Here is a 12770-nt window from a genome sequence, read left to right as displayed (position 1 = left end):
CTCGCTCGATCCGGAGCAGGTCGCCGTTCACCGAGACGACGCGGAACGACACGTGGTCGAGGACCACGCCCTCGGTATCGGTGATCAGGATCCGTCTCGGATCCGAGTCGACGAAGTCCCATGTTCCCGCTCTCGTCTCGTGGGCGTCGACGGGAGAGAGCCGGAGGTACTGACAGCTTCCATCGGCGCGGAACCGGTAGGCCATGCGGAACCGCGCGGGTGGGAAGTCGTGGGATTCCGCGGGGCGGTACCACTCGACGTTTGGATCCTCCGTCGACTCTTCCTCGAACGACCGCACCCAGTGTCCGACCAGGTCGGCCGGATCGAAAGCGGATGGGGCCGGGGCCACCGGGCGGTCTCCGTTGCAGGCGGCGAACAGGACCGTCAGCAGGATGGTGGTGAGCGCGAGAGCCTGGGACTTCATGGTGTCGGATTCTCCTGGGCGCGAATCGTCGAGTCTACCGGCGCGCGGGGATGCGCCGCAACCCACCCCCTCTCGACGCCACCCCGGATTCCACTAGATTCCCTCTCCATGAGAGAAGAATACGGCCCCTACGGCCCCGGCCGGGAGCGCGAGTTCGAGTTCGTGTTCCTGGTGCTGGCGGGGCTGTTCATCGCCGCGCTCGTCGTCTGCAATCTCATCGTCCAGAAGTTCTTCCTGTGGGAGCCCTTCGGGATCGAGGAGTACTTCTACCTGTCGGTGGGCATCCTGCCCTACCCGCTGACCTTTCTCGTGACCGACGTGCTGAGCGAGTGCTACGGGCGGCGGCGTGCGAACCAGGTGGTGATCAGCGGACTGGTGGCCAGTGTGTTCACCGTGGCGGTCGTGTGGGTGGCCGACCAGATCCCCAGCATCGGCGGCGTCGACGTCGACACTGGTGCCGCGTATCCGGCCGAGCAGTTCGACCACTACTTCCACCAGATCTTCGGCAAGACGGGGCGCGCGGTCGCGGCGTCGATGGTCGCCTATCTGGTGGCCCAGCTCGTCGACATCCAGATCTTCCATTTCTGGCGGCGGCTCACGCGGGGGCGCCACCTGTGGCTGCGCAACAACGCGTCGACGATGTTCAGCCAGCTCGTCGACAGCTCCCTGGTGGTGGGTCTTCTGTTCATCGGGACCGAGTCGCAGGATCGGATCCCGCAGATGATCCTGGCCGGATGGACCTTCAAGGCGCTGGCCGCGGCGATCGACACGCCCTTCGCCTATCTGGTCGTGGGGTGGTTCCGGCGGCGGTATCCGAAGCAGATCGCCGCGCACGACGATCTGGTGGTCGAGGGTGTCGCTGCCGGTGCGTCGGTGCGGGCCTAGGTGCGGCTCGGATCGAAGACCCCACGGACGAGCTCGACGAGTTCGGAGTTCACGAAGGGCTTGGTCACGTAGGCGTCGGCCCCGGCGTCGAGTCCGAGTCGGCGCTCGGCGCTCATGGCGCGGGCGGTGACCAGGAAAACGGGAACCTGGGCCAGGGCAGGGTCGGCCTTCATGGCCCGGCAGACCTCGAGGCCGTTCAGTTCGGGCATCATGACGTCGAGCAGGGCCACGGCGGGTGGGTCGCGGCGGGCGGTGGCGAGAGCCTCGGCACCATCGGTGACCGTTCGCATGTGGAAGCCGGCACGACCGAGGATGAACTCGATCGACTTCAGGACGAGTGGATCGTCGTCGGCCACGAGGACGTAGGCATCGTCTCGGTGCATGGCGGGCTCCTGCTGCAGTTCGCGGCGGCTCACACCGGCAGACCCATCTCGTCCTGGTACAGGTCGACACGGGGGACGTGGACGTCGGCTCCGAGTTCGTAGGCCTTGCGCGCTTCGTCGAGCGGGCCGATCACGATGACGGGAATGTCGCGGGTACGGGGGTCCTGTCGCAGGCGGCGGAGGACCTCGTAGCCGTTGAGATCTCCCAGGGCGGAGGCCAGCACGACGGCGTCGGGATCGATCTCGCGGGCGTTCTCCACGGCCGGGCTTCCCCCTTCGCAACCGAGGGCGCGGAAGCCCGAAGCCTCCAGCGCGCGGATCACCGTCTCGACGCGATCGAGGTCATCGTCGACCACCAGGATCCGCGTGCCGGACTCCATCCGGAGGAGGGCATCGAGGACGGCCTGCTCGGTCGGTACCGATTCGACGCGCGTGCGTCCGCCGGAGTCGACGCGTGATTCGGTCGTGTCCGAGCCCACGCCACTGACGGGGACACTGAAGACGAAGGCCGAGCCTTGCTCGGGCGTGCTGCGCAGCCAAAGCGCTCCACCGTGCTGCACCATGATGCTGGCCGAGATCGCCAGGCCCAGGCCGGTGCCCTGCGGCTTGCTCGTGAGAACGTTGCCGACCTGTCCGAACTTCTCGAACACGCGTTGCTGATCCTCGGGCGGGATCCCGCAGCCGTCGTCCTCGATGGTGACCACGACGTAGTCCCCGGACTCGGGCGTGTCGCTCTCGACCCCGTGGAAGATGGGTCCGGCGGTTCCATTCGGAACCCGCACCGGACACCGATGGGCCCGCACGACGATGCGTCCGCCAGCCGGGGTGAACTTGATGGCGTTGTCGAGCAGGTTCATGGTCACCTGACTCAGGCGATCGCCGTCCCCGACCACCTCGGGCAGGGATTCGTCGATGTCGGTCTCGATCTGGATCGAGGACTCCTGTGCGGCGTGTTGCACCGTCTCCAGGCTCGGTCCGAGCACGAGGGAACGGAGCGACAGCGTGTCGAGATTGCAGTAGAACTCGCCGGCCTCGATCTTGGACAGGTCGAGCAGATCGCCGATCAAGCGCGTGAGTCGGTCGGTCTGACTCGAGATGATCGACAGGAACTCGCTCTGTTCTTCGGGTGTGACGGCCATGCCGTCGGCCAGGATCTCGGTGAAGCTCCGGATCGAGGTCAGTGGTGTGCGCAGCTCGTGGCTGACGTTGCTGAGGAAATCGCTCTTCAGGCGATCGACCTCCTTCAGCTCGCGGTTCGCCTTCTCGAGTTCGCGCGCTTTCTGCCGCAGCGCGCCGGTGCGCTCCTGCACCATGTTCTCGAGGTGCTGTTTCTGGTAGCGGATCGCGTCATGACTGCGCCGCAGGTCCTGCGTCATCTTGTTGAAGCTCTTCGCAGCGTCGCCCAGCTCCCCGGCGAGCTCTTCGTCGAGGCTCTGCTCGAGTTCGCCGTCGGCCACGCGCGCCGCGGCCTCGGAGAGTTCACGCAGGGGTTCGGTGATCCGGTTCGTGAACACGCGGGCCGAGAGCAGCACGACGACGACGGCGAAGACACCGAGTAGCGTGAGATCGCGGACGGTGGCCGCCACCTGGGCGTGCAGCTCGGCCAGGGACAGGCCGACGCGTACGGTTCCCCATCGGGTGGACTCGTCTCCCAGCCGTACGGGCATGGCGACCTCGAGCACGTCCAGAGCCGGACCGCGCAGCTCTCCGGACAGTCCGAGGTCGCGTCCGTCGTGTTTTCGGACGGCGGGGCCGTCGCACGTCAGCGCCCAGACCGACAGTGGATCGTCGAGTTTCTTCCACTGCTGGTCGGGGCGTCCGCTGAACGCCCCCACGGTGTGTTCCTTGTCGTGAACGATCACGTACACGGCACCGGTCTGGTCATCGATGTCGTCGGCGAGTCGTTGCAGGGACGAGTAATCGTAGGTGAGGAGCGAGGGGGTCGATGCCGTGGCCAGGGACTGCGCGATGGTGAGCCCGCGTTTCTCGATCTGGTCGACGGCGGTGCGTGACTGTCGCTGGGCAGCGAACACGACGACGATCACCATGAGCGTGATCACCACCGTGCCGAAGGTCAGCATGAACCGCGTCTGCATGCGCATGTTCTTGGCAGCCGTGCGCACGCGCGTGGGCAGGGGGGCTGGCGGCTTCATCGCGCTCCCCTTCCGGCGGAAGGGTCGAGCCAGACCGAGCGCAGGGGAAGGTTCGCGCCGCCCATCGACGTGACCTGGAAGTCCTGCACCGAGGGCCGTGCCGCGAAGACCGTCGAATTGAAGTGCAGGGGCACGATGGCAGCGTCCTCGAGCACGCGCTGCTCCGCCCGCCGGTAGAGGCGTGTGCGGCGGGTCCGGTCGAGCTCGACCCGGGCGGTGTCGAGCCAGGCGTCGAGTTCGGGATCGGAATAGTGGAGGTGGTTGACGCTACCGCCGGTGTGGAAGAGCGGATAGAAGAACGAATCGGCGTCGGGCAGGTCCGGCATCCAGGTGAGCAGGAAGGCATGGTAGGCGTTGCTGCGGAGACCACGGTCGAAGTCGTTCCAGTCGACGAGCAGTGGCTCGACGTCGAGACCGCTCGCTTCGATCTGGTGGCACAGGTCCAGGGCAAGCGTCTCGAAGCCCTCTCCCCGGCGAGGGATGGCGATGGTGACCCGGGGCAGTCCGCCGCCCCGGGGGTGCCCGGCCGCTGCCAGCAGCGAAGCGGCGCGTGCTGGGGCGAACGACAGGCACTTGTCGAGCGGCTCGTAGCCGGGGAAGCCGGGCGGAAGGACTCCGGTCGCCGCGGGGCGCCGGTGCTCGTCGATGCCCGACAACGATGCGACGTCGATCGCGTGCGCCACGGCCCGGCGGACGTCGGGATCGTCGAAGGGGGGGCGATCCACGGCGAAGGCCAGGAAGGTCAGGCTGAGTTCGCGGCGCTGATGGACCCGTGCGTCGCGAACCGCGGCCACGGCCTCGATCGCTGTGTTCGTCAGCTCGACGACGTGGACGTCGCCTTCGATGAAGCCACGAATCGCACGGGGCAGGACCGGAGGCGGTGGTGTCTCGATCACGAGACCGTCGAGGTGCGCGCCCGGTCCGTGGTAGTCGGTGAAGCGATCCAGGACGAGGCGTTCGCCGGGAGTCCACGAGCGCAGGGCAAAGGGCCCGCATCCGACGCTGCCGTCGACGGGGTCGCCGCCGCTCTCGGGACGCGGAAGGATCCGCGCGAACTCGGAGGCCAGGACGTTGAGGAAGGGCGCGTAGGGTCGTTCCAGGCGGATCGCCAGGGCGTGGGGCCCGAGGATCTCGAGACCCTCGATCGAGTCGGCTTCACCGCGGGCGAAGGCATCGGTGCCGGCGATCACTCCCAGGTACTGCCGAGCGAGGATCGTCGACTCGGGATCGATGCGGAAGACGCGCTCGACGGAGTGGACCACGTCGGCGGCGGTCAGGGGGGTGCCGTCGTGGAAGCGCACACCCCGACGGAGTTCGAAGCGGTACTCGAGCCCATCGTGATCGATGGTCCAGGAGGTGGCCACGTCCGGCCGCACGCTGAAGTTGCGGTCGTGGCGCAACAGCCCCGCGTGGATCTGGTTGACCACGGCGGCGTCGTAGCTGTCGTAGACGGTGGCGGGGTCGAGAGTGGACGGCTCGATCTGGGCGAGGTGGAGGACTCCGCCCGCCCGCGGGTGGTCCGGTCGGCCGCTCGGGTTGCCCTGGGGATCGGCGGCACAGCCCGCCACGACGGCACAGGCCGCCACGGTCAGGAGCAGGGATCGCCGGGCGCGGTGGATGTCGAGCATCGCCGGACTGAACTCCTCGGGGCGGTGGGACCGGGCGCCGCCCGGGCGCATTCGTGCGGTCGGGGGCCGAGACGGCACTTGCGCGCTATCTTGGCGCGCGGCATCGTCCGGTCCCCGGAACGAATCGATCGCGGTCCGGCCTGGCGTGGCGGGCCCCATCGCGGTCGATCCGGTGTCCGCCGGGGAACTGCAAGGACCAGACCATCCAGAAGCGTCGCAGGGAGGTCGCGAGAAATGCCCCGTGGACCCGAGCGCATCGAGATCGTGGGCGACTTCCTGGCAGTGAAGTGGCAGGACGGCGACGAATCGGTGATCAGTACGAAGACACTACGAACCCATTGCCCTTGTGCGCATTGCTCGGGAGAGCCCGATGTGACCGGGGCGGTCCGCCGGCCGTCGGCTCCACCCCCGTTGACCGAGGACAGCACCCGCATCGCGGGCAGCGAACGCATCGGCAGCTACGCGATCGCCTTCACCTGGGGCGATGGGCATCGAACGGGCATCTACAGCTGGGATCTGCTGCGAGAGCTGGGCACGCTGGACGAAGGTTGAACGGAATCGATCCGGGGTATGGGAATGTCTGTGTCGTTACGCCATCAGCGGTCGGTGGGGACAACCAGGGCGCAAATGGGGACAACGTCTCAAGTCATTTTAGTATAATGGTTTAGAGCGATTCTTCGACGGCTGTCCCCGGGGGTTGTCCCCAGCGCTCACAGAGATTCAGCAGCTCGATTGCTGTTCGTCGGACTTCGGATTCCGGGTGTCGGGCTCGCGGGTCAGGCCCTCGACCGGACGCCCGCCGCGCAGGTGCTGCTCGACGATCGCGTCGACGTCGGCGAGTTCCACACCGTGGTACACGAACCCCTCGGGATACACGACGACGTTCGGACCGATCGTGCACATTCCCTGGCATCGGCTGGCGCTGATCCGGATCCGGAGGTCCTTTCGATCCGGAAGCAACTCCTTGAAGCGCTTCGCCACGGCCTCGCCGTGCTCGGCCCCGCAGCTCTTCCCCGTGCAGGGGAAGACATGGTAGCGGAAGGGTCGGTGGGCCATGGTTGCCGGGTCCGGGGGTGGGTTCACCGATGATAGGGATGGCCGGCCCGGATCGACAGGGCGCGGTAGACCTGTTCGAGCAGGACCACGCGCGCCAGCTCGTGGGGCAGCGTGATCCGACCGAAGGCGATCGAGGCGTCGGCCCGTTCCTGCAACGCGACCGACAGCCCGTCGGGACCGCCGATCGTCAGGGCGATCGAGCCGTGACGGCCCAGCAGCGCGGCCAGGTCCTCACTGCTGATCTGCTCGCCGCGACGGTCGCAGGTCACGAGGTGGTCCCGGCCGATCGCACCCAGGACCGTGCGCCCCTCGCGCTCGGGGCCGGTGTCGGGGACCTCCACGACGTCGATCCGGGCGAAGCGGGACGCGCGGCGTCGGTAGTCCTCGCAGGCGACGCGGGTCCACTCGGTTCGCAGCCGGCCCACGGCGAAGATCCGGATCATTCCGTACCCGCCGTTTCGACCACGCGGTACACGCTGCCGGACTTGCGGAGGAACCCGGCGTCCACGAGCAGGTCGCGCAGGGCGTCGGGTTCGGAGGCGATGGCGTCGAGGGCCAGCCGGAGTTCGGCCTCTGCGTAGAAGCGCGCGGGATCGAGCTGGTCGAGGACCCACCGGAGCACCGTCTGCCGGTGCAGACGGTGGGTCGGGAGTTCGCGAAGACGACCGCGCTCGTCCAACCACGGACCGACGTGGTCATCGTCCACGGATTCTTCGCGCGGCAGGTCGAGGGTGTCGGCCAGATCGTAGGGGTCCTCGAGCAAGGACCCCACGGCCCGAAGGGTTTCCGGGCGCAGGCGGAACAGCACGTAGGGGTTCTCGCGGGTGATCGAGACCATGCCGGCCTGCCGCAACAGCTTCAGGTGATGACTCACCGTCGACGGGGAGATCTCGAGGGCTGCGGCCAGCTCTTCGCCGTGGCGGGCACGGCGGGCCAACAGACCCAGGATCCGCAGTCGGGTCGCATCGCCCAGGGCCTTGAATCGGGCGGCCAGTTCCTGCGTCGCTTCGCCGGTCACGCCGGTCGCTCCCCGTTTCCGGAAGTTCGATTCCCCTGAACACGCACATCACAGTTCGATGATCATAGAACCATCGAAGGACAGATCACAAGTCTAGGACGCTCTTCCTCCTGACAGGAAACGCCATTGTGCGTAGGGTTTGGCCGTGATTCGCGGGTCCGGATCCATTCCGGTTTCCCGGACACCGCTTCACGTCCCCCTCCCAACGCCGGCCATCCGCGATCCGAACGCTGGGCCGCGCGCCCTACCAACCGCTGGAGCCGAAGGTGCTGACGCACTTCGCGACCGTCTTCGTCTTCCTGTGTCTGGGTGTCGGGCTGATCCTCGTGACCCAGGCGATCTCCCAGCTGCTGCGGCCGAAGCGGCTGTACGACTTCAAGCAGCGGGTCTACGAGTGCGGTGAAGAAGCCGAGGGATCTCCGTGGGTCCGGTTCAACATCCGGTTCTACCTGGTCGCGCTGTTCTTCATCATCTTCGACGTCGAGCTGATCTTCATGATTCCATGGGCGGTCGCGTTCAACGACATGCTCACCGAGATCGGCGTGCTGGCCTTCGCGGAAATGGCGATCTTCGTCGCCATCCTCGTGCTGGGCCTGGCCTACGTGTGGCGGAAGGGCGATCTGGACTGGGTGAAGGTCCTGGCACCGCGCGAGCGCGAAGAGCTGCGGCCCCTGTCGCGCTTCAGCTCGCCGGGACGGACGGGTCCGGTCGGCGGTGAACGCGAACTGGAGGGCGCAGATGTCCGCTGATCGAAAGTCTCCGCGCACGCAACCCGAACCCGCCTTCAACGTCGTCGGCGACCGGATCGGTGACGACCGCGAGAACCTTCTCGACTTCGACGTCGACGAGCAGCTCCAACAGGTGGCCGAACCGAGCAGCGGCAACGTGGTGCTCGCGAAGCTCGAGGACCTGTTCCGTTGGGGTCAGCTCTCGAGTATCTGGCCCATGACCTTCGGCCTGGCCTGCTGCGCGATCGAGATGATGTCCGCCGCGGGGACTCGCTACGACTTCGACCGCTTCGGAGCCGGTGCCATGCGCGCCACGCCGCGGCAGACCGACCTGATGATCGTGTCGGGCACGGTCACCGCGAAGATGGCCACGCGTCTGAAGCGTCTGTACGACCAGATGCCCGACCCCAAGTGGGTGATCGCCATGGGCAGTTGTGCCATCGGCGGTGGTCCCTACTTCAAGTACGGCTATCACGTGGTCAAGGGTGTCGACATGATGGTTCCCGTCGACGTCTACGTTCCGGGTTGTCCGCCGCGGCCCGAGGTGCTGCTCGACGGTCTCATGCGACTGCAGGACAAGATCCGCGGCCGCAAGGGCGACCGCCTGGTCAAGCCGAAGTGGGTCGACGACTACATCCACAAGATCCCGGAGTAGCCATGGCCATGGATCTCCAGACGATCGTCGACCGCCTGCACGACGTGGTCCGTCACGACGCGGTGGTCGTCGTCGACACCGAGTCGGTCCAACCGTCGATCACGGTGCGCGCGGATCTGGTGGGCGACGTGGCGCGCTGCCTCCATCAGGAGCTGGGCTTCGATCGCCTGCTGAACGTGTCGGGCGTCGATCACGAAGGCTACGACGACAACGGCAAGGGCAAGCACCGCAAGATCGCCAAGTACGCCGAGGACGGCTCGGTCGAGGCGGTCACCGAGCCCGCCACCGGCGATTTCAGTGTGGTCTACCACGTGCAGAACTTCTCGACGCGCGAGCTGCTGACCCTGCGGGCGCGTGTTCCGCGTGAGACACCCGTCGTGCAGACGGTGACCTCGGTCTGGTCCACGGCCCTGTGGGGCGAGCGTGAGACCTACGACATGTACGGGATCGAATTCGAAGGCCACCCCGATCTGCGCCGGATCCTTCTTCCGGAGGACTGGGTAGGCCACCCCCTGCGCAAGGACTACGAGATGCCGGCCCGCTACCACGACGTGCCGCTCGAGGGGTTGCCCCTCTCGGTGCGTCAGCAGCAGGAAGCGGAAGCCGAGGCGTCGAGGAACGGAGGCGACGCGCAGTGAGTGATTCCAACGTGAGGTTCGAGACCGCGACCCCCATCGGCGATCGAGCCAAGCCGATCAAGAGCGAACTCCTGCACATCAACATGGGTCCGCAGCACCCGTCGACCCACGGCGTGCTCCGGCTGTTCATCACCACCGATGGCGAGATGGTCCACTCGGTGACGCCCTATATCGGCTACCTGCATCGCTGTGCGGAGAAGATCGCCGAGGGGAACACGTATCATCAGTACGTGATCTACACCGATCGCATGGACTACCTGGCGGCCATGAACTGCAACTGGGGTTGGTGCTACGCGGTCGAGAAGCTCATGGAGTCGACCGGGATCGGCGTGGAGGTCCCCGAGTACGCCGAATACGTGCGCGTGATCATCGGTGAACTGAACCGGATCGCGAGCCATCTGATCGCCTTCGGGACCTACGGTCTCGACGTCGGCGCGCTGACGCCCTTCTTCTACGCCATGCGTGAGCGCGAGGCGATCCTGAACATCTTCGAGAAGGTCTGCGGCGCCCGGTTGATGTACAGCTACTACGACATCGGCGGGGTGAAGTGGGACATCCCCCCCGACGCCATCGAGGAGATCGAGCTCTTCGTGAAGCTGTTCCCGAAGAAGCTCGACGAGTACAACCGCTTGCTCACCGAGAACAAGATCTTCGTCGAGCGTACCGCCAATGTCGGAGTCGTCGACCGCGACACGGCCATCGACTACGGCTGCACCGGACCGGTGCTCCGCGGCGCCGGCGTCGATTGGGACCTGCGCCGCGACGAGACCTATTCGATCTACGACCGCTTCGACTTCGACGTCCCGGTCGGTACGGGGGCCGTGGGCACCCTGGGCGACTGCTGGGACCGCTACTGGGTCCGCATGGAAGAAATGGCCCAGAGCGTGCGGATCATCGAGCAGGCGCTCGCGCAATTGCCGAGCGACGGCGAGGTCATGGCGAAGATGCCGCGCACGCTGAAGATCCCGCCCGGCGAGATCTTCGTGCGCACCGAAGCCCCGAAGGGCGAGATGGGCTTCCACGTGATCAGCGACGGCGGCCCCGAACCCTTCCGGGCCAAGACCCGCAGCCCGGCGTTCCACAATCTTCACGTGATCGAGAAGATCGGGCCCGGTCAGATGATCAGCGATCTGTGTGCGACGATCGGGTCGTTGGACCTGGTCCTGGGAGAGATCGACCGATGAACGTCCGGCGCCCCCGGTGGGCGCCGGCGAGGTGAGGAAGACGACGTCGTGGAACCCATGCGGCAGATCTTCGAGTCGACCGGGCTCTTCGCCGGGCTCCCCGAGTGGACCCTGGTGGGCGCAGCTTCGCTGAGCTTCGGTCTGAGCCTCTTCGGCGGTCTCGCCCTGGCGGCTCTCTTCTTCGTGTGGCTCGAGCGCAAGGTCGCCGGCTACATCCAGAGCCGCTACGGCCCCATGTACGTGGGGCGCTATCACGGCGCGCTCCAGACCATTGCCGACGCACTGAAGCTGCTCCGCAAGGAAGACATCTGGCCGACGGAGGCCGACAAGTTCCTGTGGCGGCTCGCGCCGATCCTCGTGTTCACCGGAGCCTTCCTGAGCTTCGTGGTGCTGCCCTTCGGTCCGAACTGGGTCGGGGCGGACATGGACATCGGCCTGTTGTACCTGTTCGCGACCAGTGGTCTGGTCGTCATGGGAATCCTGGCCGCGGGATGGGGCAGCAACAACAAGTGGTCGCTGTACGGCGCCATGCGTGGTGCGGCGCAGGTGGTCAGTTACGAGATTCCGTTGGGGTTGGCCGTTCTGCCGGTCGTCATGGCCACCGGGAGCCTGAACCTGATCGAGATCGTCGAGCGCCAGGGCGGCGGGATCTGGACCTGGAACGTCTTCGGCGGACTCCCGCTGGTGGGCGCGATCACCTTCGTGGTCTACCTGATCAGCTCCCTGGCCGAGGTCAACCGGACGCCCTTCGACCTGCCCGAGACCGAGAGCGAGCTCGTGAGCGGGTACAACACCGAGTACACGGGAATGAAGTTCGCATTCTTCTTCCTGGGCGAGTACGCCGAGATGTTCGTGGTCTCGGCGATCGCGGTCACGGTCTTCCTCGGTGGATGGTACATCGGCATTCCGGCGGTCGACGCCTTCATGCCGGCGCCACTGGTGTTCATCGTCAAGTCGGTGTTCCTGGTCTTCGTGCAGATCTGGTTGCGTTGGACACTGCCACGCCTGCGGGTCGACCAGCTCATGCACGTGTGCTGGAAGGTCCTGATCCCGGCCACGCTGGCACTGCTCATGATCTACGGTCTGGCCCGCGTGATCGTCGGCTGACCCTGCGTCTCGAACCCGGTCCCCCGGTTGCGAGGGAACGAAATGGTCAAGGTCCTGCGAGACATCGTCGATTCCGCCAAGTCGATCGCGATCGGCATGGGGATCACCTTCAAGCACCTGGGCAAGACTCCGGTCACCCAGCAGTACCCCGAGGAGCGATGGGCACTGCCCGACCGCTTCCGCGGTTTCGTGCACAACGACGTCCCGCGCTGCACGGCCTGCATGATCTGCGCGAAGGACTGCCCGGTCGACTGCATCTACATCGAGATGGAGGGCAAGGGGAAGGAACGGAAGATGGCGCGCTACGCCATCGACTACAACAAGTGCATCTGGTGCTCGTTGTGCACCGAGCACTGCCCCACCGACTGCATCACGATGAGCCACGACTACGACCACTCGGTCTACCTGCGGGATTCGCTCGTCTACGAGTTCGTGGACGAGCCGGTGACTCCCTACAAGCCGCCCAAGAAGAAGAAGGCCGCTCCTGCCGCCGGCGACGGTGCCGGCGAGGGTGCGCGCGAGGGTCCCGGCGAGGGTGCCGGCGCCAAGACCGGCGAGAAGACGAAGCCGTCGGACGAATCCCCGACCTCGGCCGAGTAGGAGAAAACAGTGGAAGGACCCATCTGGTTGTTCTTCGCGGGAATGGGTGTGCTCGGCGCCGCTGGTGTCGCCTTCTCGCGCAACGTTCTGCACTCCGCATTCGGTCTGCTGTTCGCCTTGTTCTCGGTGTGCGCCATGTACGCCATGCTGGGGGCGGACTTCCTGGCCGCGACCCAGGTCATCGTCTACGTGGGCGGCATCCTGGTCCTGGTCGTGTTCGGGGTGATGATGACCCACCGGATCGAAGCGGAACACCTCCGTGAGGAGATCGTCCAGCCCGTGGCGGCGGCGATCGCCGCCCTGGTGGTCTT

At 66.4% G+C, this 12770-nt stretch carries 16 protein-coding genes; 9 read left to right on the top strand and 7 right to left on the bottom strand.

What is annotated here, in order from left to right; genetic code table 11:
- Nucleotides 1-424 (bottom strand): hypothetical protein (locus tag VKA86_12550; GenBank protein HKK72044.1); only part of this gene is annotated, 424 nt, incomplete at its 3' end.
- A gap of 108 nt (nucleotides 425-532) precedes the next feature.
- On the opposite strand from VKA86_12550, the gene VKA86_12545 reads away from it, so the two are divergent.
- Entirely contained in the window at nucleotides 533-1309 is a 777-nt protein-coding gene (locus tag VKA86_12545; GenBank protein ID HKK72043.1) for a queuosine precursor transporter, read from the top strand.
- Here VKA86_12545 and VKA86_12540 read toward each other — a convergent pair.
- Genes VKA86_12540 through VKA86_12530 form a run of 3 tightly spaced genes read right to left on the bottom strand, consistent with a single transcriptional unit; the run spans nucleotide 1306 to nucleotide 5473 of the window.
- Nucleotides 1306-1692 (bottom strand): response regulator, encoded by a 387-nt coding sequence (locus VKA86_12540; GenBank protein ID HKK72042.1) that lies wholly within the window; start codon nucleotides 1690-1692, stop codon nucleotides 1306-1308. The two genes, VKA86_12545 and VKA86_12540, sit on opposite strands and share 4 nt — an antisense overlap.
- Nucleotides 1693-1721: 29 nt before the next feature.
- Nucleotides 1722-3845, bottom strand: a complete 2124-nt coding sequence (locus VKA86_12535) for an ATP-binding protein (GenBank protein ID HKK72041.1) — start codon at nucleotides 3843-3845, stop codon at nucleotides 1722-1724.
- Complete coding sequence (locus VKA86_12530) at nucleotides 3842-5473, bottom strand: ABC transporter substrate-binding protein (GenBank protein ID HKK72040.1); 1632 nt, start codon at nucleotides 5471-5473, stop codon at nucleotides 3842-3844. Before VKA86_12530 ends, VKA86_12535 begins: the two co-directional genes overlap by 4 nt.
- 234 nt (nucleotides 5474-5707) lie before the next feature.
- Between VKA86_12530 and VKA86_12525 the strand changes: the two genes are divergently transcribed.
- Nucleotides 5708-6025: a DUF971 domain-containing protein gene (locus VKA86_12525; protein ID HKK72039.1), complete on the top strand. Its 318-nt coding sequence runs from the start codon at nucleotides 5708-5710 to the stop codon at nucleotides 6023-6025.
- A gap of 168 nt (nucleotides 6026-6193) precedes the next feature.
- On the opposite strand, the gene VKA86_12520 is transcribed toward VKA86_12525, so the two are convergent.
- From VKA86_12520 to VKA86_12510, 3 genes are read right to left on the bottom strand one after another with little or no spacing between them, the layout of a single operon-like run.
- Nucleotides 6194-6529 carry a (2Fe-2S) ferredoxin domain-containing protein gene (locus VKA86_12520; protein ID HKK72038.1) on the bottom strand — a complete coding sequence of 112 codons (336 nt, stop codon included), beginning with the start codon at nucleotides 6527-6529 and terminating at the stop codon, nucleotides 6194-6196.
- A gap of 23 nt (nucleotides 6530-6552) precedes the next feature.
- On the bottom strand, nucleotides 6553-6972 hold the full coding sequence (locus VKA86_12515; protein HKK72037.1) for a 23S rRNA (pseudouridine(1915)-N(3))-methyltransferase RlmH: 420 nt from the start codon (nucleotides 6970-6972) through the stop codon (nucleotides 6553-6555).
- Nucleotides 6969-7547, bottom strand: a complete 579-nt coding sequence (locus tag VKA86_12510) for a metalloregulator ArsR/SmtB family transcription factor (GenBank protein HKK72036.1) — start codon at nucleotides 7545-7547, stop codon at nucleotides 6969-6971. Before VKA86_12510 ends, VKA86_12515 begins: the two co-directional genes overlap by 4 nt.
- A gap of 266 nt (nucleotides 7548-7813) precedes the next feature.
- Between VKA86_12510 and ndhC the strand changes: the two genes are divergently transcribed.
- The 7 genes from ndhC to VKA86_12475 form a co-directional block, all read left to right on the top strand.
- Nucleotides 7814-8296 carry an NADH-quinone oxidoreductase subunit A gene (gene ndhC, locus VKA86_12505; GenBank protein HKK72035.1) on the top strand — a complete coding sequence of 161 codons (483 nt, stop codon included), beginning with the start codon at nucleotides 7814-7816 and terminating at the stop codon, nucleotides 8294-8296.
- The gene (locus tag VKA86_12500; protein HKK72034.1) at nucleotides 8286-8930 is read left to right on the top strand and encodes an NADH-quinone oxidoreductase subunit B family protein; all 645 of its coding nucleotides are present in this window, start codon (nucleotides 8286-8288) and stop codon (nucleotides 8928-8930) included. Before ndhC ends, VKA86_12500 begins: the two co-directional genes overlap by 11 nt.
- Nucleotides 8931-8932: 2 nt before the next feature.
- Entirely contained in the window at nucleotides 8933-9568 is a 636-nt protein-coding gene (locus VKA86_12495; GenBank protein HKK72033.1) for an NADH-quinone oxidoreductase subunit C, read from the top strand.
- Nucleotides 9565-10752, top strand: a complete 1188-nt coding sequence (locus tag VKA86_12490) for an NADH-quinone oxidoreductase subunit D (GenBank protein ID HKK72032.1) — start codon at nucleotides 9565-9567, stop codon at nucleotides 10750-10752. Before VKA86_12495 ends, VKA86_12490 begins: the two co-directional genes overlap by 4 nt.
- Before the next feature lie 57 nt (nucleotides 10753-10809).
- Entirely contained in the window at nucleotides 10810-11859 is a 1050-nt protein-coding gene (nuoH, locus tag VKA86_12485) for an NADH-quinone oxidoreductase subunit NuoH (protein ID HKK72031.1), read from the top strand.
- A 42-nt stretch (nucleotides 11860-11901) separates the two neighbouring features.
- Nucleotides 11902-12459: an NADH-quinone oxidoreductase subunit I gene (locus tag VKA86_12480; GenBank protein HKK72030.1), complete on the top strand. Its 558-nt coding sequence runs from the start codon at nucleotides 11902-11904 to the stop codon at nucleotides 12457-12459.
- A gap of 9 nt (nucleotides 12460-12468) precedes the next feature.
- Nucleotides 12469-12770: NADH-quinone oxidoreductase subunit J (locus tag VKA86_12475; GenBank protein ID HKK72029.1), on the top strand; the 302-nt coding region annotated here is incomplete at its 3' end.

The sequence above is a fragment of the Candidatus Krumholzibacteriia bacterium genome (genome assembly GCA_035268685.1).
In the GTDB taxonomy this organism is placed as follows: Bacteria; Krumholzibacteriota; Krumholzibacteriia; order JAJRXK01; family JAJRXK01; genus JAJRXK01.
Note: the sequence above shows the minus strand (reverse complement) of the source record. Positions and strands in the feature narration are given on the sequence as shown.